Source organism: Streptomyces sp. NPDC089919, from assembly GCF_040684615.1.
GTDB lineage: Bacteria > Actinomycetota > Actinomycetes > Streptomycetales > Streptomycetaceae > Streptomyces.
Map to the genome: position 1 here is coordinate 15611 of NZ_JBFBGK010000009.1, position 21412 is coordinate 37022.

At 76.0% G+C, this 21412-nt stretch carries 9 protein-coding genes; 2 read left to right on the top strand and 7 right to left on the bottom strand.

Annotated features, from left to right (window positions below; all coding sequences use genetic code 11):
* Positions 1 to 29: 29 nt before the first annotated feature.
* The 4 genes from AB0O40_RS06345 to AB0O40_RS06360 form a co-directional block, all read right to left on the bottom strand.
* Entirely contained in the window at positions 30 to 5456 is a 5427-nt protein-coding gene (locus tag AB0O40_RS06345) for an SDR family NAD(P)-dependent oxidoreductase (RefSeq protein WP_365036217.1), read from the bottom strand.
* Positions 5456 to 14296 carry a beta-ketoacyl synthase N-terminal-like domain-containing protein gene (locus tag AB0O40_RS06350; protein ID WP_365036219.1) on the bottom strand — a complete coding sequence of 2947 codons (8841 nt, stop codon included), beginning with the start codon at positions 14294 to 14296 and terminating at the stop codon, positions 5456 to 5458. Before AB0O40_RS06350 ends, AB0O40_RS06345 begins: the two co-directional genes overlap by 1 nt.
* An 83-nt stretch (positions 14297 to 14379) precedes the next feature.
* The gene (locus AB0O40_RS06355; protein ID WP_365036221.1) at positions 14380 to 15732 is read right to left on the bottom strand and encodes an NAD(P)/FAD-dependent oxidoreductase; all 1353 of its coding nucleotides are present in this window, start codon (positions 15730 to 15732) and stop codon (positions 14380 to 14382) included.
* Between the two features lie 82 nt (positions 15733 to 15814).
* Positions 15815 to 16081 carry an acyl carrier protein gene (locus AB0O40_RS06360; RefSeq protein WP_365036223.1) on the bottom strand — a complete coding sequence of 89 codons (267 nt, stop codon included), beginning with the start codon at positions 16079 to 16081 and terminating at the stop codon, positions 15815 to 15817.
* A 244-nt stretch (positions 16082 to 16325) separates the two neighbouring features.
* Between AB0O40_RS06360 and AB0O40_RS06365 the strand changes: the two genes are divergently transcribed.
* Positions 16326 to 17216, top strand: a complete 891-nt coding sequence (locus AB0O40_RS06365) for a 4'-phosphopantetheinyl transferase superfamily protein (protein WP_365036225.1) — start codon at positions 16326 to 16328, stop codon at positions 17214 to 17216.
* Complete coding sequence (locus AB0O40_RS06370) at positions 17213 to 17980, top strand: thioesterase domain-containing protein (protein ID WP_365036227.1); 768 nt, start codon at positions 17213 to 17215, stop codon at positions 17978 to 17980. Before AB0O40_RS06365 ends, AB0O40_RS06370 begins: the two co-directional genes overlap by 4 nt.
* A 105-nt stretch (positions 17981 to 18085) precedes the next feature.
* On the opposite strand, the gene AB0O40_RS06375 is transcribed toward AB0O40_RS06370, so the two are convergent.
* From AB0O40_RS06375 to AB0O40_RS06385, 3 genes are read right to left on the bottom strand one after another with little or no spacing between them, the layout of a single operon-like run.
* On the bottom strand, positions 18086 to 18682 hold the full coding sequence (locus AB0O40_RS06375) for a flavin reductase family protein (RefSeq protein ID WP_365036229.1): 597 nt from the start codon (positions 18680 to 18682) through the stop codon (positions 18086 to 18088).
* Positions 18679 to 20193: an amino acid adenylation domain-containing protein gene (locus AB0O40_RS06380; protein WP_365036231.1), complete on the bottom strand. Its 1515-nt coding sequence runs from the start codon at positions 20191 to 20193 to the stop codon at positions 18679 to 18681. Before AB0O40_RS06380 ends, AB0O40_RS06375 begins: the two co-directional genes overlap by 4 nt.
* A complete protein-coding gene (locus AB0O40_RS06385) occupies positions 20190 to 21338 on the bottom strand; it encodes an acyl-CoA dehydrogenase family protein (RefSeq protein ID WP_365036233.1) in 1149 nt (382 codons plus the stop codon). The genes AB0O40_RS06380 and AB0O40_RS06385 overlap by 4 nt, the downstream gene beginning before the upstream one ends.
* Positions 21339 to 21412: the final 74 nt, after the last annotated feature.

Sequence of the window (21412 nt, forward strand, 5' to 3'; positions counted from 1 at the left end):
GGGCTCGGGGCCGGCCGGCGGGCCCCCGGTCATGTCCGGTCCGCCGGGACGGGCTGCGGCGAGGGCGCGCCGGCGGCCGGGTGGTGGGCCTCGAGCAGGTCGTACAGGAAGGCGCCCCAGTTGATGCCGGGGCAGGCGAAGAACTCGCGGCTGCTGATCTCCAGGCCCAGGTCGTCGCGGCAGCGGCCGATCAGCTCCATCACCATCAGGGAGTCGAGCCCCATGTCGGCGAGCTTGGTGTCCTCGGTCAGGACGGGGAGGTCGAGGCGGAGGATGGCCGAGAGCTGGGCGCGGACGTACTCGTCCAGCTCGCGCCGCCGCGCCGGGCCGGCCAGGCCGATCAGCCGGGCGGTCAGCGGGCCGGTGCCGCCGTCGCGGTCGGCGCCCGCGGCCGGGGCGGAGCGGATCTCGCGCAGGACGGGCCGCTCGCGGCGGGCCTCCATCAGGTCCTTGAACATCGCCCAGTCCGCGGAGCACACGGTGCGGTTGGCCACGCCCTGCGCGACCGCCTCGCCGAGGAGTTCCAGGGCCTGGCCCGGGTCGAGGTGGTGCAGGCCGATGGAGCGCAGGAAGGCCATCACCTCGTCGTCGGCCATCCCGGAGCTGGCGCCCCAGGGTCCCCAGGCCACAGTGGTGGCCGGCAGGCCGAGCAGGTGGCGGTGGTGCGCGAAGGAGTCGAGGAAGGCGTTGGCGGCGGAGTACCCGGCCAGGTGCTGGGAGCCCCAGACGGAGGCGATGGAGGAGAAGGAGACGAACAGGTCGAGCTGTTCGCCCAGGGTGGCCTCGTGCAGGGCGAGGGTGCCGGCCGCCTTGGCGTGCAGGGCCCGGTCGTAGACGGCCGGGTCGGCCTCGCGCAGGAACTGCGGCTCGGACAGGCCCGCCGCGTGGACCACGCCGCGCAGCGGGCGGCCGGCCCCGGACAGCGTCCGGACCAGGGTGCGCAGGGCCCCGGTGTCGGTGACGTCCAGGGCGGCGACGCGTACCTCCGCGCCCTGGGCCTCGATGCGGCGGATGCCGGCGACCTTGGCGGCGGTGGCGTCGTCCAGGGCCGGGTCGTCCCAGGCGGCGCGGTCCGGCAGCGGGCTGCGGGCAGCCAGGACCACGCAGCCGGCGCCGCTGCGCGCCAGCCACTCGCCGACCAGCAGGCCCAGGCTGCCCAGGCCGCCGCTGATCAGGTAGCTGCCCAGGTCGGAGAGGCGGGGGCGGGCCGGTCCGGCGGCCTCGTCGACGGGCTCGGCGGCCACCAGGCGCGGTACCAGTACCTCGCCCGAGCGGCGGGCGGTCAGGTCCTCGACGGTGTCGGTGGCGAGCCAGTCGGCCAGCTGCCCGGCCTCGTCCGCGCCGCCGGCCGGGTCGAGGTCGATCAGGCCGCCCCACAGCTCGGGGTGCTCCAGTGCGGCGACCTTGCCCAGCCCCCACAGCGGGCCGGCCGGGAGGCAGAAGCGGTCCTGCCCGTCGCCGGTCCGCTGGGCTCCCCGGGTGGCGATCCACAGCCGGGTGGCGGCGCCGGACCCGGCCAGCGTCCGGGCCAGCGCGAGGAAGACGTGCTCGCCCTCGGTGCGGGCCTGCTGCACGGCCTCGATGCCGCACGGGCCGGCCGGCAGGTCCAGGCCGCTGAGCAGCACGGCGTCCGCGTACGGGCCGTCCGCCGCCAGCGCCGCGGTCACCGCGGCGACGGAGGGCTCGGCGAGGGCCACCACGGCGGCCCGGGCCGCCAGGCGGTCGGCGAGCGCGGCGGCGGTGTCCCGGCCGCCGATCAGCAGGATCCGGCGGCCGGCCAGGTCCCGGTCGGTGAAGGCGGCCGGGGCGGCCGGCTGCCACTCCTGGTCCCAGATGGTCTCCTCGCGCGGCCGGCGCGGGTTCTCCTCGCCCTCCTCCGCGTGGGGCTGTACCCGGACGTCGCGCATGGCGATCACGACGCTGCCGTCCGCGCCCAGGATCTCCAGGCCGCCGCGCAGTTCGCCGTCCTCGCCGTCCGGGTCGAGCCAGCCGTGTACGAACCGGCGGGTGCCGGGGGTCCGTCCGGCCTGCTCGTCGGCCGTCGGCGCGGTGGCGTCCGGCGCGGTGGTCTGCGCTACCGACGTGGACTGGCGCAGCAGGGTCAGGGTGAGGTCCAGGAGCGATCCGCGCGGCAGGTCCTCGGCGGCGCCGTTGACCTCGGCGAGCACTTCGCCGGGGCCCTGGTAGACGGCGTCGAGCACGGGCTGCGCCCAGTCCGGCAGGGCGAGGCCGGCCGGGTCGGCGGGCCGGCAGCGGGCCCGGATCGCGTCCAGGTCCGCGCCGGCGGGGCCGGCGCCGGCCGGCCGCCGGACCAGGGAGCCGCGGGCGTGCAGCCGCCAGGCCCCCTGCTCGGCGCTGTCGCCGCCGGCCAGCGAGAAGCACAGGAAGAGGGAGCGGCCCTCGTCGTCCTGGGGCATGACGTACACGCGGACCTGGGAGGGCCGCCGGCCGGGGTCGAGCAACAGCGGTTCGCCGACCACGAAGCGGTCCACCAGCCGCGGCACGGCGCCGGGCAGCTTGGCGGCGCCCGCCAGGGCCCAGTTGCAGAAGCCGCCGGGGCTGACCGAGCGCCGGCCGTCCGGGCCGGTCTGCACGAACTGGCCGGGGAGCTGGTCGATGTCCGGGGCGAAGGTCGGCGGCCCGGAGACCAGGTGGCCGTCGAACTCCGCGGCCGGGGAGTCGTCCGCGGGGTGCCCGGCGCGGGAGGCGGTGCCCTCCTTGAACCAGTAGCGCTCCCGCTGCCAGGGGTAGGTGGGCAGGCTGGTGCGGCGGGACTGCTCGTCGCCGTGCACCGCGGCCCAGTCCACCGTGGCCCCGCGGTGGTGCAGGGCGCCCAGGGCCTGGGCGGTGATGTGCAGGTCGTCGCGGTCGCGGCGCAGCGAGGGCACCCAGCTGACGCCGTCCTCGGGCAGGCAGCGGGCGCCCAGTCCCAGCAGGACGGGGGCGGGGCCGATCTCCAGGAAGGTGCGGCAGCCCGCGTCGTGGAGGGCGCCGACGCCGTCGGCGAACCGGACCGGCGCGGTGACGTGCTCCACCCAGTACTCGGGGCGCAGCTGTTCGGGGCCCCAGGGCTTGCCGGTGACGTTGGAGACGATCCGGTAGCGGGGCTGGTGGAAGGTCAGGCTCTGCGCCACCAGGTGGAACTCGGCGAGCATGGGCTCCATCAGCGGCGAGTGGAAGGCGTGCGAGACGGTGAGCCGCCGGTGCTTGACGCCGCGCTCGGCGAGCAGCGCCACCACGCGATCCACCTCGTCCGCCGGGCCGGAGAGCACCACGTCGGTGGGGCCGTTGACGGCCGCGATGGCCACCGACGGGCAGGGCCCGGCCTCGGCCAGGGCCGCCCGGACGGACGCCTCGTCGCAGACCAGGGTCTCCATCACGCCGCCGGCGGGAAGCGCCTCCATGAGGCGGGCGCGGGCGGCGACCAGCCGGGCCGCGTCGGCCAGCGAGTGCACCCCGGCCGCGCAGGCGGCGGTGATCTCGCCGAGGCTGTGGCCCAGTACGGCGGTGGGCACGATCCCCCAGGACTCCCACATGCGGGCCAGCGCGTAGCCGACGGCGAAGAGCGCGGGCTGGGTCAGGCCGGTGCGGTTGATCCGCTCCGGGTCGCCCTCGCCGGCCAGGACCGGGCCCAGCGGCTCGTCGAGCAGCGGGTCCAGGGCCGCCACGCATTCGGCGAGGGCGGCGGCGAAGACCGGTTCGTGCGCGGCGAGGCGGGTGGCCATGCCGGCGTACTGGGAGCCCTGGCCGGTGAACAGCCAGCCGACCCGGCGGGCCTTGGCGCCGGCCGGGGCGTGCGCGCTCACCTGTTCGGCGCGCTCGCCGGCGGCGAAGGCGGCCAGTCCGGCGGCCAGTTCGTCGCGGGTGCCGGTCAGGGAGAGGCCGTGCTTGAGGCGGGCGCGGCCGACGTGGGTGGTGTAGCACATGTCGGCGAGGCCGCGCGGGTCGGCCGACTCGACGACCGGTCCGTAGGCGGCGGCCAGCGCGCGCAGCGCGTCGGGGGTGTTGGCGCTCAGGGTCAGCAGGCCGACCTCGCGGGGCGTGCCGCCGCGCGGCGCGGGCCGGGGCGGTTCGGTGAGCACGGCGTGGGCGTTGGTGCCGCTGGCGCCGAAGCTGCTGACGCCGGCGACCCGCAGGCCGGTCGGCCACTCGGTGGGCTCGGTGGTGACCTTGACGTTCAGGTCGGACCACGGGACCTGCGGGTTGGGGTTCTCCAGGTGCAGGTGCCGGGGGATCAGGTCGTGGTGGAGGGAGAGGACGACCTTGAGGATGCCGGCGGCGCCGGCGGCGGGCTCCAGGTGGCCGATGTTGGTCTTCACCGACCCGACCAGCAGCGGGCGGTCCGCGGGCCGTCCGGTGCGGGTGACCGCGTCCAGCGCCTTCAGCTCGATCGGGTCGCCCAGCGGGGTGCCGGTGCCGTGCGCCTCGACGTACGAGACCTCGGCCGGGGCGATGCCGGCGTCCTTGAGGGCGGCGGTGATGACGCCCTGCTGGGCGGCCGGGTTGGGCACGGTCAGCCCGCTGCTGCGGCCGTCGTGCTCGGTGGCCACGCCGCGCACCACGGCCAGCACCCGGTCGCCGGCCGCCTCCGCGTCGCGCAGCCTCTTGAGGACGAACATCGCCCCGCCCTCGCCGCGGGAGTACCCGTCGGCGGCGGCGTCGAAGGTCTTGCAGGTGCCGGTGGGCGACAGCGCCCGCATCTTGCTGACCAGCACGAAGCCGTAGGGCGAGAGCATCAGGTTGACGCCGCCCACCAGGGCGGTGTCGCACGCCCCGGAGCGCAGCGAGAGCGCGGCCTGTTCCAGGGCGACCAGGGAGGAGGAGCAGGCCGTGTCGATGACCATGCTGGGGCCCTGGAAGCCGAAGGTGTAGGAGATGCGGCCGGCCAGGAAGCTGGGTTCGCCGATCAGCTGGTAGCCGTCGATGTCCTCGGGCGCCCCGCTCTGCTGGCGCATCCGGACGTAGTCGCTGGTGCTGGCGCCGAGGAAGACGCCCACCCGGGAGCCCTCCAGCTGGGCCGGCGGCACGCAGGCGTTCTCCATGGCCTCCCAGGCCAGTTCGAGCACCAGGCGCTGCTGCGGGTCCATGCCGGTCGCCTCGCGGGGCGAGATGCCGAAGACGGTCGGGTCGAAGCCGTCCACCGGTCCGCTGAGGAAGTTGCCGGCCAGGGTGTACGCGGTGCCCGGGTGGTCGGGGTCGGGGTGGTGGAAGCCGTCGGTGGGGTGCCGCTCCTCGGGGAACTCGGAGGTGGCGCTGCGGCCCTCCACCAGCGCCCCCCAGAACTCCCGGGGGGAGGCGCCCTCCGGGAGCCGGCAGGAGAGCCCGACCACGGCCAGCGGCTGGGGCTGCTCCAGCTCCTGGACCCGGGCCTTCAGGCTGCGTATCGCTCCCAGTGAGTCCTTGAGGCGGCCTCGGAGCACGTCCTGAGAGGGCTGTTCGGCAGGGTGACTCGACATCAGTTCTCCTCCAAGCCAAGGGCCTGCGGGCCGGCGATCTCGGCCTCCAGCTGGCGCAGCAGTTCGTCGTCGTCCAGGTCGTCCAGGTCGCCCGAGGCGTCCGGGTCGTGCGGGTCGTGCGCGCCGTCGGATCCGGTGGCGGGTGCCGGTGCCGGCGCCCCCGGGCCGGCGGCGGGCGCGGCGCCCGCCGCCGGGGCGACCGGGTGGCCCAGGCGTTCCAGCAGGTGGCGGGTGAGCGCCTGGGCGGTGGGGTTCTCGAAGGCCACGGTCGCCGCGAGCTCCACGGACAGGTCGCGGGAGAGCCGCAGCCGCAGCGCCAGGGACATCACCGAGTCCATGCCGAGCTCGAAGAAGCCCTGGTCCGGCCGGAGGTCGTCCTCGGACATCCCGAGGACGGCGGTCACCTGCGCGCACACCCAGTCGAGCATCCGGTCGTGGCGCTCCACCGGGTCCAGGTCGCCGAGCTGGGCGGTGAAGCCGGCGCCGGCGCTCTCCTTGACGGCGCCCAGCACCGGGGCGAACAGGCGCCGGTGGGGCGAGTCGGCGAGCGCGGCGCCGAACAGCTGCCAGTCCATGTCGGCGACCGTGACCTGCACCGCGCCGACCGGGACCAGGAGGTCGAGGGCCGCGGTGAGGTCCGCCTCGCGCAGCGGGGTGATGCCGCTGCCCTCGAGGAGCATGGTGGTTCGGTTGTCGAGCAGGGCGCTGGTCTCCAGGGGCATCAGGTTCATGTGCGCCACCGGGAGTCCGGCGCCGGCGCGGCGGGCGGCGAGGGCGCGCAGCAGCCCGTCGGCGGGGGCGGCGGCTCCGCTGGCGGCGCCGCCGCCGGCGACCGTGCCGAGCAGGACGAACAGCTCCAGCGGGTCGGCCAGGGTCGCGTCGTGCAGGGCCTGTGCGGTGCGGGCCCGGGCCAGCTCCTGGCGGACGTGTGCGGCGCGGGTGTCGGCGGGGCCGACGGCGGTGCCGGGGGCCCCGGCGCAGACGACGCCGGCGAGGCCGCCGTCCGCCCGCAGCCGGGCCGCGAGGGCGGTCACCGCGGCGGTGTCGGGGGCGTCCTCGGTACGGATCTCCGCGCCCGCGGCGCGCCAGGCCTCCAGGCGCTGTGCGGCCGGGCCGTCCGCGGGGGCGGACTCGGTGCGGACCAGGGCGATGCGGCGGGCGCCGGCGGCGACCAGCCAGTCGACGGCGGGGGGTGCCAGCTCCCGGCCGGCGCCGGTCACCAGGAACCAGCCGTCGGCGCGCAGCGCCGGGCGGCGGACCGGGTCCGGTGGGGTGTAGGGCGTCAGCGCGGCCACGTGCACGGTGGCGTGGGTGAGCAGGGCGTGCTCCTCGCCGGGTGCCCGCAGCAGCCGCCCGACCAGGGCGCGCAGTTCCTCGGCGGTGCCGCCGGCGAGGTCGACGTGGCCGCCCCAGGCCTCGGGGCGGACCATGGCGAGGTTGCGGCCGAGGGCGGCGTGCCCGCCCTGTGCGCCCTGCGGGAAGCCGAAGTGGCCGGGCGGGACGAGGGCGTTGCGGGTCACCACCCACAGCCGGGGCGGTGCCTCCTTGATGCCGGCCAGTGCGGCGGTCAGCGCGGTGGTGGCCGGCCAGCCGTCCTCGCTCGCCTCCAGGTCCTCCAGCGGCCACAGGTCGACCACGGCGGTGGCCGCGAGGTCGCCCTGGCCGGCGAGCAGTTGGGGCCAGGCGGCCGGGTCGGCGGGGTCGACGACCAGGGCGTCGGCGCCGGGGTCCGCCGGGGCGCTCTGCGAGCGGACCCGGACCACCTCGTGGCCGGCCTCGGCGAGGCCGGCGGCCACCGTGCCGGCCAGGTGCGCGGTGTCGCCGCAGACCAGCCAGCGGCGGGTCGTGGTGGCGGCCGGCAGCTGGGCCGCGTCGTGCTGTTCGGGGGCCCAGGTCATGCGGTAGAGCAGGCCGGGGAGCCGGGCGGCGGCGTCGTCGGGGGTCTGGTCCGGGGCCGTGGCGGGCGGGGCCAGCCGGGTCCCGGTCAGTTCCACCACGGCCCGGCCGGCGGGGTCGAGCACGGTCAGGTCGGCCTCGGCGGAGCCGTCCTCGGTCAGCCGGACGGGGCCGCGGCGCAGCAGGACGGTGCCGTCGGCGGCGGCCCGGACCCGGACCGCGGCCAGGGCCGCGGGCCGGTCTGCGGTCCGGGCCCCGGGACCCGCCGGGGCGCCCGCGGCGACCAGCCGGAGCGCCAGCCGCAGCAGGTCGGCGGGGAGCCGGCGGCGGGCCGCGCCGGCCGGCAGGGTCAGGGCGACCTCGGCCGCTCCGTCCGCCCCGGTGGCGGCGGAACGTATCTCCAGTGCCGGGAACTCACCGGCGAGGTCGGTGCGCAGCTCCTCGTCGAGGACGGCCGCGGCACCCGGGGCAACTCCCGGGGCGGGGGCGGTCGGCGCGGTGCCGGCCCGCAGGGCCGGGTCGGCGCCCGGGCCCTCGCCGACGGGCCGCAGCGTGATCTGCTGCGCCCGTACGTCCACGACGGCCTGCAGGGTGGCGCGGCCGTCGGCGTCGGTGCGCGGCGGGGTGCCGAACCGGACGTCGGCCAGGGCCGGTACCGGGGATCCGGTGGCCGCGGCGGCCTCCAGCGCGGCCTCCAGCAGGGCGGCGGCCGAGACGGCCGGGCCGGACACCTGCCAGGGGCTGCGGGTGCCGTCGACGGTGACCGGCAGCAGGGTGGTGCCGGGGCTGCCGGGGGTGCGTACCGGGGCGCCCAGCAGCGCGCCGGTGCCCGCGGCGGGGGCGGCTCCGGCCGGCAGGTCCGGGAGGTCGGGCAGCCAGTGCTCCTTGCGCTGCCAGGGGTAGCGCGGCAGGTCCACGACGCGGCGGCCGGACCCCGTGAACCGCGCCCAGTCGACGGGCACGCCGTTGGCGTGCAGCGCGCCGAGCGTGGCGAGCAGGGTGTCCACCTCGTCCTCCTCGCGCACCAGCGAGGGCAGCACGACCGGGCGTTCGACGCCGGCGGCGGCCAGCGACTGCTCGGCGCCGGAGACCAGGACCGGGTGCGGCGAGATCTCCAGGAAGACCTGGTCCTGCGGGTCCTCCACGGAGCAGACCGCGTCCTGGAAGAGGACCGTGTCGCGCAGGTTGCGGCCCCAGTAGGCGGCGGTGAGCAGGCTGCCGGCGAGCTCGCCGCCGGTCACCGCGGAGTGGAAGGGGATCCGGCCCTCGGCGGGCACCAGGTGGGCGAGCCCGGCCTCCAGGGGCCCGCGCAGCGGTTCCACCAGCGGGGAGTGCGGGGCCACCGGCACCTTGATGGTCCGTACGAAGACGTTGGCCTCGGTCAGCTCCTCGGCCAGCTCGGCCAGCGCGGTCAGGTCGCCCGAGACGACCGTGGTGCGCGGGCCGTTGACGGTGGCGATGCCGAGCCGGTCGTCGTACAGGACGAGGTAGGGGGCCAGTTCGGCCCGGGAGAGGCCGACCGCCAGGGAGCCGCCGCCGGTGCCGACCAGGCCGTCCAGCAGCCGGGAGCGCAGGCACAGCACCTCCGCGGCCTGCGCCAGGGTGAGCGCGCCGCTCGCCCAGGCGGCGGCCACCTCGCCCATGCTGTGGCCGACGACGGCGGCCGGGGTCACGCCCCAGCTGCGCCACAGGGCCGTCAGGGCCACCTGCACCAGGAAGACCAGCTCCTGGGGGATGCCCTCGTCGAAGGGCCGGCTGCCGGTGTCGCCGCGCAGCGAGGCCAGCGGGGACCAGTCGGTCCAGCGGCGCATCTCCTCCTCGCACTCCTGGGCGGCGGCGCGGAAGACGGGTTCGCGCTCCAGTAGCCGGCGCCCCATGCCGACCCACTGGGAGCCGAAGCCGGAGTAGACGAACACGGCGGAGCGGGTGCGGTCGGCGACGGCGGTGGCCAGGGCCGGGTGCTCGGCTCCGCCGGCGAGCGCTTCGAGGGCCGCGCGTACCGTTTCCAGGTCCTGGCCGGTGGCGACCGCGCGGTGCTCCAGGTGGGTGCGGCGGGTGGCGGCGGTGTGGGCGAGGTCGGCCAGCGCGGCGGCCGGGTCCGGTGCCCTGCGCGCGCTCGCGTCGAGTACGTCGAGCAGGTCGCGGGCGCCGGCCCGCAGGGCGGGGCCCTGGGCGGCGGAGAGCGGGACCGCGAACCGGGCCGGTGCGGCGGCGGGTTCGGCGGCCCGGTCGGCGGCGGCCGGGGCCGGCGGCGCCTCGGCGACCAGGACGTGGGCGTTGGTGCCGGTGAAGCCGAAGGAGCTGACGCCCGCGACGCGGCGGCCGGTGCCGGGCCAGGCCGGCGCGTCCGCGGCGATCTCCACGCCCAGCTCCGCCCAGGGCACCTGGCGGGTCGGGGTGCTCACCCCGATGTGCGCGGGGATGCGGCCGTGGTGGACGGCGAGCACGGCCTTGATCAGCCCGGCCACGCCGGCCGCGCCTTCCAGGTGCCCGATGTTGGGCTTGACCGAGCCGACCAGCAGGGGTGCCGTGCCGGGCGCGGCCCGGTGGCGCAGGGCATGGCTGAGGGCGCGGAGCTCGATGGGGTCGCCGAGCGGGGTGCCGGTGCCGTGCGCCTCGACGTAGCCGACCTCGGCGCCGGTCAGGCCGGCCCGGTCCAGGGCCGCTCGGACCAGGTTGCGCTGGGCCGTGCCGTTGGGCACGGTCAGGCCGCTGCTGGCGCCGTCCTGGTTGACGACGCTGGCCGGCAGCACGGCGTAGACCCGGTCGCCGTCGGCGCGGGCGGCCGAGAGCCGCTTGAGCACCAGCGCGCCGCAGCCCTCGCCGCGCAGGTAGCCGTCGGCCGCGTCGTCGAAGGTGCGGCAGCGGCCGCTGGGCGAGAGGGCGCCGCCCGCGGACACCGAGACCGGGATGACGGGGCTGAGGATGACGTTGACCCCGCCGGCCACGGCCAGGTCGCTCTCCCCGCTCAGCAGGCTCTGGCAGGCCAGGTGCACGGCGCTGAGCGAGGAGGAGCAGGCGGTGTCCACGGCCATGCTCGGGCCGGTGAGGCCGAGGAAGTACGAGAGCCGGCCGGGCGCGCCGGCGAAGGAGTTGCCGGTGCCGTAGTAGAGGTCGACGTCCTGGAGGCGGCTGCTGACCCGCTGGGCGTGGTCGGAGCTGTTCATGCCGACGTACACGCCGGTGGCGGAGCCGCGCAGCCGCTCCCGGTCGGCGCCGGCGTCCTCCAGGGCCTCGTAGGCGACTTCGAGGAAGAGCCGGTGCTGCGGGTCGAGGCTGCGGGCCTCGCGCGGGGAGACGCGGAAGAAGGCGGCGTCGAAGCCGCGGACGTCGTCGAGGTAGCCGCCGCGCAGCGAGGACATGGTGCCGGGGGTCCAGGCCCCTTCGGAGAGGAAGGCGTTGCCGTCCCAGCGGTCGGGCGGCACGTCGCGGATGGCCTCGCGGCCGTCGAGCAGAAGCTGCCAGTAGTCGCGTACGGAGGGGCTGCCGGGGAAGCGGCAGCTCATGCCGACGACGGCCACGGGGTCGTCCTGGGGGGCGGGCGCGGCGGCCGCGGGCACCGGGGCCGCGGGGGCGGCGGCCGGGAGGGCCTGCGGCTGCGCGGGAGCGGGCTCGGGGGCCGGGTCGGGCTCGGGGGCTTCGTCCGCCGCCGGGCCGGCGGCGGCGGCGACCAGTGGCAGCAGGTAGTCGGTCAGTTCTTCGAGGCAGGGGTGCTCGAAGGGGGCCGCCGCCGGGATCTCCAGGCCCAGTTCCAGCCCCAGGTCGTCGACGAAGTCGACGATGCTGAGGGAGTCGAGGCCGATGTCGGCGAAGCCGCGCCGGGGCGGGATCCGGCGGTCCGGGTCCTGGCCGAGGACGTCGCCGAGGACGCGCGAGACGCGGCGCAGCAGGGTCCGGCGGAGCCGGTCCGGGGCGCCGGCCGGGCCGGCGTCGAGCGGGGCGGTGCTCTGCTCCGGGGCGGTCTGCTCCGGGGCCGGGGCCGTCGTAGGGGCGGTCCCGGCCCCGGAGTCCGCGGCGGAGACGGGGGTGGGCTCCGCCGGGCTCGGGAGGGCGGGGGGTGCGGTCTGCGGGGCGGGGCGGTCGGCCGGCGTGGGGGCCGCGTCCGGGGTCAGGTCCAGGGTCCGGGCCGGGCCCAGCGGCTGCCCGGCGGCGTCCAGGAGCTGGACGGAGAGCCCGGCGGGGGCCGGCGCGGCGGGGGCGGGGACCGGGCCCGCGCCCGGGGCGTACTGCTGGCCGGGGGTGACCTCGGGCAGCCAGAACTGCTCGTGCTGCCAGGGGTGGCGCGGCAGGTCGGTGAGGCGGCCCGGGGTCAGGTCGGCCCACCGGACGTCGGCCCCGGCGCAGTGCAGCTGGGCCAGGGAGTCCAGGAGGGCGGCGGGTCCGTCGGCCTCGCGGCGCAGCGAGCCCACGGCGACGCCGTGGCGGCGGCGGGCGCGCAGGCCGTCGGTGAGCGGGCGCACCAGGGTGGGGTGCGGGCCGATCTCGACGAAGTCGGCGCCGCCCCGGTCCAGGATCTCGTTGACGGCGGGCCAGAACAGCACCGGCCGCAGCAGGTTGGCCGCCCAGTAGCCGGCGTCCAGGAACTCGGGCGCCCGGTCGGGGAAGACGGTGGACCGGAAGGCGGCCGGGGTCGGCCGCGGGGCGAGGCCGGCCGGACCGGTCAGCTCGGCGCGCAGTTCCTCGGCGAAGGGGGCCATGGCCGGGCTGTGGAAGGCGTAGTCGCCTGGGACGTGGCGGGAGGTGACCTTCGTTCCGGTGTCCGTCCCCGCGGCGAGCCGGGCCGCCAGGGCCTCCAGCTCCGCGGCGGGGCCGGCCAGCACGGTGGCGGCGGGGCCGTTGACGGCGGCGACGGTGACGCCGTCGGTGCCCGGGCCGCCGGCCGCGAGCAGCTCGCGCAGCGTGGCCTCGGGGAGCGGGACGGCGAGCATCCGGCCGGTGCCGGCGGCCCGCGCCATGATCCTGCCGCGGCGGACCGCGAGGTCGAGGGCGGTGGGCAGGTCGAGCGCCCCGGTCCAGCAGGCGGCGGAGATCTCGCCGAGGCTGTGGCCGAGCACCTTGTGGGGCTCGAGTCCGCGGGCCCGCCAGACCTCGGCGAGGGCGAGCTGGACGGCGACCACGGCGGGCTGGGCCAGCTCGGTGGCGGCCAGGTCGCCCTGGCCGAGGAGTTCGCGCAGCCCCGGCAGGCCGGCCGCGCGGACCGCCTCGTCGCTGCGGTGCAGGGAGGCGGCGGCGGCCGGCTCGCGGTCCCAGAGGTCCAGGCCCATGCCGCGCCACTGGGAGCCCTGGCCGGAGAAGACGAAGACGGTCTGGTGGCGGCGGCGCGGCTCGGCGGTGCCGGTGACGGTGCGGGAGTCGGCTTCGCCCTGGGCCAGGGACCGCAGGGAGGCGCGCAGTTCGTGGGCGTCGGCGCCGGTGACGACGGCGCGGGCCTCGTGGTGGGTGCGGCGGACCGCGGCGGTGTGCAGGAGGTCGGCGGCCGGCCGGGGGGTGTCGAGGGCGGCGCGCAGGTCCTCGGCCCGGGTGCGCAGGGACTCCTCGGTGGGGGCGGAGACCAGCAGCACCTGCCGGTCGGGGCGTGCGGCCTGGCCGGGTGCCCGGTCGTCGTCCGCCGGGTCGGCGGGGGCCGGCTCGGGCGGGGCGGCGAGGAGGACGTGGGCGTTGGTGCCGCTGAGTCCGAAGGCGCTGACTCCCAGCAGGGTGTCCTCGGTGACGGGCAGCCGGACGGCCTCGGCGCTGACCCGCAGCGGCCCGCCCTCCCAGGGGATGGCCGGGGTGGGGGTGCCCAGGTGGAGCTGGGGCGGGACCAGGCCGTGCCGGGCGGTCAGCACGGTCTTGATGAGGGCCGCGACCCCGGCCGCGGCGTCGGTGTGGCCGAAGTTGGCCTTGTGGGAGCCGATGTACAGGGGGCTGCCGGGCTCGCGGCCGGGGCCGAACACCTCGGCGAGGGCGTGCGCCTCGATGGGGTCGCCGAGCGGGGTGCCGGTGCCGTGCGTCTCCACGTACCGGACCCGGCGCGGGTCGGCGTCGTCGGCGCGGTGCAGGGCCTCGCGCAGCAGGGCCACCTGGGCGAGCGCGTTGGGGACGGTCAGGCCGGCGCTGCGGCCGTCGTGGTTCATGGCGCTGGCCCGGATGACGCCGAGGACCCGGTCGCCGTCGGCCAGGGCGTCGTCGAGCCGCTTGAGGACGACCACGCCGCAGCCCTCGCCGCGGACGATGCCGTCGGCCTCGGCGGAGAAGGGCCGGCAGCGCCCGGTCGGGGAGAGGGCCTGGACCTTGCTCATGAAGACGGAGAGCTCGGGCGCGGCCAGGACGTTGACGCCGCCGGCGAGCGCCGTGTCGGACTCGCCGGAGGCGAGGCTGCGGCAGGCCAGGTGCACCGCGACCAGCGAGGAGGAGCAGGCGGTGTTCACCGAGAGGGCCGGGCCGTGCAGGCCGAGGGTGTAGGCCAGGCGGCCGGGGGCGAAGCTGAACTCCTTGCCACTGGCGAAGTAGGGGTCGATGGCCGCCACGCCGCGGGTCTTGGCGTGCAGCAGGGAGTAGTCCATCCCGAGCATTCCGAAGAACACCCCGGTGCGGGAGCCGGCCAGGCCGGGCTTGGTCAGGCCCGCGTGTTCCAGGGCCTCCCAGGAGACCTCCAGCAGCAGCCGCTGCTGGGGGTCCATCTCGCGGGCCTCGCGGAAGGAGATGCCGAAGAAGTCGGCGTCGAAGCCGGGCAGGTCGGGGAGGGTGCCGGCCCAGCGGCAGTAGCCGGTGCCGGGGGCGGCGCCGTCCTCGCTGACGTACTCGGGTCCCCAGCGGTCGGCGGGTATCTCGCCGATGACGTCGACGCCGTCCTCGAGGACCTGCCAGAAGGAAGCGAGGTCCACCACCCCGCCCGGGTAGCGGCAGCCGACGCCGACGAGTGCGATGGCCGGGTCCTGGACTGGTGCGGGGCGGGCGGGCATGGGGATCCTCCTCGGGGTGCTGCTCGGCGCGGGTTCGGTGGGCTGGCGCCGGAGACGGCCGGCCGGCGCCCCCACCGTCGGGATCAGAAGCTGGCGGCTGCCATCGGGGCCTTGAGGGTGCCGAGGTACTTGTGCCAGAGGTGGTCGGGGTCGTTCTCGACGGCCGTGACGATGTCGCGCATGGCGGCGAGGGCCTTGGGCTCCTCGGCGTCGTACACGTCGCCCTGGAGCATCTTGAGGACGTCCAGGCGGTACCGCGGGTCCTGCACGAAGGCGGTGAACAGGATGTTCAGGCGGTAGTAGATGGAGATGAACTCGTACCAGTTGGCCACGGCCTTGCGCAGGGTCTTGGTGTAGGTGTCGAAGCGGTCCTTGCGGAAGTCGCCGGCGTGGAAGGCGGCGATGATGTCCGCGGAGGCCAGGCGGGCGCTGTTGAGGGCCACGCTGACACCGCTGGAGAAGATCGGGTCGACGAAGCGGGCGGCGTCGCCGATCATGATCAGCGAGTCGTCGGCGACCTTGGTGAGGGCGTAGCTGTAGTCGCCCTCGGTCTTGAACTCCTTGACGCGCTGGGCGTTCTTGAGGGCGTCGGCCAGCGCCGGGCGGCTGCCGACGGTCTCCCAGAAGAAGCCCTCCAGGTCGTCCTTGGAGGCCTTGAAGCGCTCCTTCTGCGTGACGACGCCGATGGAGGTGATGGTGTCGGTGATCGGGATCTGCCACACCCAGGTGTCGGTGAGCGGCAGGAAGTGGATGAAGATGTAGTCGGACTGCTCCTTGTTGGTGGCCAGCGCCTTGCGGTCGAAGTTGTCGAACCAGGTGTGCACGGCGTACTGGTTGAACACCGGGTCCGGCACCTTGCACTTGAGCTGGCTGCCCATCATGGTGCGGCGGCCGCTGGCGTCGACGACCATGCGGACCGGGACGCGCACCGGCTGGTTGCCGATCTTGGCCTCGATGACCGGGCGGTCCTGCTCGGAGAAGTCGACGCGGTTGACGCGGACGCCGTGGTAGACCTTCGCGCCCAGGCTCTCCGCGTTCTGCAGCAGGATCTGGTCGAACTTCGAGCGGTCGACGTGGAAGGTGTAGTCGCGGTCCACCCCCGCCTGGTCGCGCTCGCTGAACAACACCTCCGCGGCCCTGAAGTCGTGGTTGAGGCCTTCGAAGCCCATGTGGTCGATGGTGCGGTCCTCGGCCGAGGTCCAGGCGGCGCCGTACTTCTTGGGGAAGCCGGCCGCCTCGACCTTGTCCATGGCCCCGGTCTCTATGAGGACGGGGGTGGTGGCGGGCACCAGGGACTCGCCGACGTGGTCGCGCGGGAAGGTCTCGGACTCGAACACCACGACCGACAGTCCGGCTTTGGCGAGGTACGAGGCTGCGGTCGAGCCGGCAGGGCCGCCGCCGATGATGCCGATGTCGTAGTCGTACGTAGCGGACACCTTGGTCTCCATTCAGAGTCGGAAGGGCGTGTCGTGGTGTGTCGTGGCGTTTCGGTGGGGCCCTGGGCGGCCCGCGGGCCGGCTACGCGGACTCGGTGAGCGACAGCAGCAGGCCGGTGAGGCTGTCGAGGTCCTGGAAGTTGCTGCCGGTCAGCTCGGTCGGCGGGACGGTGATGCCCATGTCGTCCCGGATGTAGGTCAGCAGCTGCGCGGTGTTGATCGAGGTGAGGATCCCCCACTCCAGCAGCGGGGTCTCGGGCTCCACGCCCTGCGAGTCGGGGTCGGCGAGCAGCCGTTGCTCCACGAACTCGGTCAGCTGGGTCAGTAGTTCTTCGCGGTTCGCGGCCACTCGGTGCCTCCTGAGGAGATGCGGTGGTGGGTGGGGGTCGCCACCACGGGGAGTGGGGCGGGCATCGACACGGTCACCGGGCTCAGGTTGAACTCATCACCTGAAGAGTTCAACACTCGGTGATTTCATTTCCTGATGAACTCTACTAGTGTCGAGCACGTCGTCAAGTGCCGAGAGGCAACGGGATGTTGGGCGGCGCCGCACCGGATCCGGCCCGCACGGGCCCTGGGAGGAGGGCGAGCCGATGGACGGGGCGCGACACGGCCCGCCGGCCGGAGAGGTGCACGTGTGGGCGACGCCCGCGGTCCGCGAGGACCAGCAGGGGGCCCTGGGGCGCTGCCTGGCGCTGCTCTCCCCGCAGGAGGGCGAGCGGTGGCGGCGGATCGTGCCCGAGCACCGGGCGCTGTACGCCTCCGCCCATGCCGCGCTGCGGGTACTGACCGCCGCGTACGCGGGGGTCCGCAGCGACGAGGTCCGCTTCGTCGCCGGCCGGTTCGGCAAGCCGTACGTGGCCGGGCACCCCGCGCTGCGGGTCAGCCTGTCGCACACCGCGGGGCTGTCCCTGGTCGCGGTCAGCCGGGACGGTCCGATCGGAGTCGATGTGGAACGGCTGCACCCCCTGGAGAGCCCCGCCGCCCTGCAGGACATGGTGCTCTCCCGCTGGGAGGCCGCCCGCTGGCCGGCGCGGCACCCGCCGGGCGAACCGGGCCGCCTGCTCACCCACTGGGCCTGCAAGGAGGCCGTCCTCAAGGCCATCGGCTGCGGACTGACCGGCGATCTCGCCACCGTCGAGGTGGACCCCGGCGAGCGGCGCTCGGGCCCGGTGCCGCTGCGCGGCCTGCCCGCGGGCAGCGGCCGCCGGGCCTGGGCGCTGCACCTGCTCGACCTGGGCCCGGGCCGGCGGGACTACCGCGCGGCGGTGGCGGTGGCCGGCGGCGGCCGGCGGGTCCGCCTCTCCTGGCTGCCGCCGGACGCCCTGCCCGCCGCCCCCCGGCCGCACCGCCCCCCACCGGCAGGGCCGCCGGCCCGGGCGGATCAGCCGGGACCACCCACCCGACCGCCCACCCCGACGGGAACCGGAACCCGAACCGGAACCAGGACGGGAGCGGCCATGCGAACCGGAGAGGGACCATGAACCTGACCACGAACGGCACCACCGACCGGCCGGCGGGGCACCGTCCCGACGGCCGCCTCACCCTGCTCTGCCTGGCCCACGCCGGGGGTTCCTCGGCGGCCTTCGCCTCGCTGCGGGCCGCCCTGCCGGGCATCCGCACGGTCCCGCTGGAACTGCCGGGCCACGGCTTCCGGATGCGGGAGCCGGTCCTGGACGACCTGTCCGGCGTCCTGGAAGACCTCATCGCACAGTCGGCCGCGCACACCGGCGGCCCGTACGTCGTGCTGGGCAACAGCATGGGCGCGGCCCTGGGGCACGAGCTGGCCCGGCACTGGTCGGCCCTGGGCCGCCCGCCCGCCGCCCTGCTGGCCGTCGGGCGCAACGGCCCGACCGCGGGCCGGCTCCACCCCGACCTGCACCCGCTGGCCATGCCCGAGTTCCTGGCGGCCATCCGCGAACTGGGGGGCACCCCGCCGCAGTTCTTCGACCACCCGGAGCTGGTCGAGCTCTTCGCCCCGGTGCTGCGCGCCGACTTCACCCTCGCCGAGACCCACCGGCCGCTGCCGGGCCCCCCGCTGGACTGCCCGGTCTGGGTCACCGCGGGCGGCGCGGACCCGATGGTCAGCGCGGCCGGACTGCGCGACTGGGACCACCACACCACCGGCGAGGTGCACATCACCCGGCTGCCCGGCGGCCATTTCGTCCTGGACGACCCGGCCTTCCACGCCTACGTGGCCGACCTGCTGTCCGCCGCCCTCCCGGAGGCCGCGGCCGTCCTCGCCTGACCGCGGAGAACGCCGGTGCCCGCCCGGAAGGACTCCGGGCGGGCACCGGCGTTTCCGGCCCACCGCGCGAGCGGTACCGGAGCCCCCGTCAGACCCCGGTACCGGTCACTCTCCCTTGGTCTTGGGGCAGGGCTGGAGGCGCAGCTCCGAGAAGCGGGTGCGCCAGAAGGCGAGCGGCGCCTGGTCGGGGGCGCTGCGGCCGAAGACCAGGCGGCCGATGAGGAGCTGGTGGTCGCCGGCGATGTGACTGCGGGTCAGGACGCACTCGGCCGCCGCGACCGTGTCGCCGAGGAGCGGGACGCCGGTGCGCGGGCCCGGCCGCCAGGGCACGCCGGCGAAGCGCTCGGGGACCGGGGCGGCGAAGGTGCGCGCCGTCTGGTCGGTGCCGGCGGCGAGCACGTTCACCCCGAACACCCCGCTCTCGTGGATCGCCGCCAGGGTCGGGCTCGGCGCCTTGACGCACACCAGCAGCAGCGGCGGGGAGGCGGAGACGCTGCACACCGCGCTGCAGGTCAGACCGCGCGGGGCGCCGTCGCTGGTGTGGCTGGTGACCACGCTCACCCCGGTCGGCAGCGAGCCCATCACCGCGCGGAAGGTGTCCAGGTCGACCTGGTCCAGCTCGGGCGGCGGGTAGTCCGGCACCCGGGCCGCCGTCAGTTCCCGCTCCGTCAGGCCGAGTCGGGGGATGTCGGGGGCGGTCACGACTCCCCTCCCCCGTCCGCGGTGGCGCCGGTCAGTTCCGCCAGGGCCCGGCGGTCGGTCTTGCCGTTGGCGGTCAGCGGCAGGGCGTCGACCACGTGCACCGCGTCGACCACCATGTAGGTGGGCAGCCGGCCGGCGCAGTCCCGCTTCAGTTCGAGGAGTCCGGGGACGTCGCTGCCGGACAGCACGATCGCGGTGTGGATACGGGCGTCCAGGCCGGTGCCGACCACGAAGCTGGCGGCCGCGGCCACCGCCGGGTGGTCGGCGAGCACCGAGTCGATCTCGCCCAGCTCGATCCGGTGCCCGCGCACCTTGACCATGTGGTCGCGCCGCCCCACGTACTCCAGGTTCCCGTCCGGGCCCAGCCGGCCCACGTCACCGGTGAAGTAGGGCCCGGTGTGCGGCTCGGCGCCCCAGTAGCCCAGCATCACCGTCGGGCCGGTCACCACGATCTCCCCCTCCTTCGAGCGCGGCGGGTGGAGGGCGATCCGCGCCCCGGACGCCGCGGTGCCGATGGGCAGCGGCCGGGAGCTGCCCAGGTCGCGGTCGGTGACCTCGTAGCTGGTGCAGACGTTGGTCTCGGTGGGCCCGTACCAGTTGAGCAGCCGGACCTCCGGCCAGGCCTTGCGCAGCGCGTGCACCTGCTGGACCGGGAAGGGCTCCCCGGCGAAGACGCAGGTCCGCAGCGCGGCCGGCGGCGGGCCGTCCAGCAGTGCGCCGCGCTGCATCATCAGGACCAGCGCGGAGGGCACCGAGTACCAGACGCTGATCTTCTGGTGGTGCAGCAGCGCGGCGAGCTGCACCGGGTCGTACGCCAGCCCCTCGGGCACCAGGTACACCGAGGCCCCGGCGAGGAAGGCGGCGTACAGGTCGAAGACGGAGAGGTCGAAGTTGAACGGCGCGTGGTTGGAGAGCCGGTCGGCCGCGGTGACCCCGGCCTCGGCCGCCGCCCACTCGACGAAGGCGAGCGCGTTGCGGTGGCTGATGCACACGCCCTTGGGGTCGCCGGTGGAGCCCGAGGTGTAGAGGATGTACGCCGGATCGTCCGGGGCGTTCTCGTACGGGGGTGGCGGGGTGCGGCCCTCGCCCTCCTGGGCGAGTTCGGCGAAGGTGACCAGCGGCACCACGTCGTCCCAGCGGGCGCCGGAGGCGCGGCGCAGGCCGGAGCTGTCGGCCACCACCAGGGCGGGGGTGCAGCCGGCGGTGATGCGCTGCACCCGGGCGGCCGGGTTGGCGGCCGCGACCGGCGCGTACACGGCACCGATCCGCAGGGCGCCCTGCATCAGCGCGATGGCCTCGAAGGTCTTGTGGGCCCACAGCACCACGCGGTCGCCGGCCCGGACGCCGCGGGCGTGCAGGGCGGCCGCGTACCGGTCGGCCGCGGCGTCGAGTTGGGCGTAGCTGTGGACGGCGTTGGCGGTCCGCACGGCCGGCGCGTCCGGGGTGCGGCGGGCGGAGTCGGCGACGAGGTGGTGCAGTCGGTGCAGGCCCTGGGGGCGGTGGAGGCTCACAGTCCTATCTCCTTCGCGATGAGCTGGCGCTGGATGTCCGAGGTGCCGGAGAAGATCGTGCTGGGGACGGCGTCGCGCAGGGCCGCCTCGATGCCGTCGTCGCGCAGGTAGCCGCGGCCGCCGAAGACCCGTACCGCGTCCATGGCGCCGGCGAGCGCCGCCTCGGAGACGGCGAGCTTGGACAGGGCGATCGAGAGGGTCGCGGGGCCGCCCCGGTCCATCTCCCAGCAGGCCCGGTACAGCAGCAGCCGGGCGCTCTCCAGGCGGAGCTTCATGTCGACGATGCGGTGGGACACCGCCTGGAACTCCGCGATGCGGCGGCCGAACTGGCGGCGCTCGCGGGCGTGCGCGACGCACTGCTCCACCAGCCGGTCCAGCAGGCCGACGTAGAGGGCGAACAGGCAGGCCCGCTCCCAGCCCATGGAGTACTGGAAGATCGCCGCGCCCTGGCCGGCGCCGCCCAGGACGTTCTCCTGGGGGACGAAGCAGTCCTGGAAGGTGATGCGGCCGGCGGGGGCGGAGGCCATGCCCATCTTCTCGAAGGGCTCGCCGACCAGCAGGCCGGGCGTGCCCCGCTCGACGACGACGCCCGTGACGCCGAGGAAGCCCATCTTGGGGTTGACCGTGGCGTACGCGACGTAGACGTCGGCCATCGGGCCGTTGGTCACGAAGCTCTTGGTGCCGTCGAGGACGAAGCCCCCGTCGACCGGACGGGCCACCACCGACAGCCGGGAGGAGTCGGAACCGGCGTCCGGCTCGGTCATGGCGTTGGCGGCGATCAGCGTGCCGGCGGCCAGCTCGGGCAGCAGGCGCTTCTTGACGGGTTCGCTGCCGAAGCCGAGCAGGGGCATGGCGCAGGCGAAGGTGTGCGCGGCGGCGCCGAAGACCAGGCCGGTGTCGGTGCAGCCGCGGCCCACCGCCTCCACCACGCGCGCGGTGTCCAGGGCGCCCAGGCCCTGGCCCCCGTACGCGGTGGGCAGGCTGGCGCCGAGCATCCCGATCTCACCGAGCTTGAGCCAGTCCTCGCGGCGGAAGAAGCCCGGCTCGGCGGCGCCCGCGCCGTCCGGCCGCGGGAAGGCGTCCCGGGTCGCGGCCAGCACGTCCTCGTAGCGGGCCTGTTGGCCCGCGGTCCAGCTGAACTCCACGGTGTCGCTCCAGAGGGAAGGTACGCGGCGGACCGTGGGGGGACGGTCCGGGGGCGGGTCGGGATCCCGGCCGG

What these genes read in the sequence shown, in the direction of transcription:
- AB0O40_RS06345 (WP_365036217.1), bottom strand. Translation starts at nt 5,456, where the DNA reads ATGTCGAGTCACCCTGCCGAACAGCCCTCTCAGGACGTGCTCCGAGGC.
- AB0O40_RS06350 (WP_365036219.1), bottom strand. Translation starts at nt 14,296, where the DNA reads ATGCCCGCCCGCCCCGCACCAGTCCAGGACCCGGCCATCGCACTCGTC.
- AB0O40_RS06365 (WP_365036225.1), top strand. Translation starts at nt 16,326, where the DNA reads ATGGACGGGGCGCGACACGGCCCGCCGGCCGGAGAGGTGCACGTGTGG.
- AB0O40_RS06370 (WP_365036227.1), top strand. Translation starts at nt 17,213, where the DNA reads ATGAACCTGACCACGAACGGCACCACCGACCGGCCGGCGGGGCACCGT.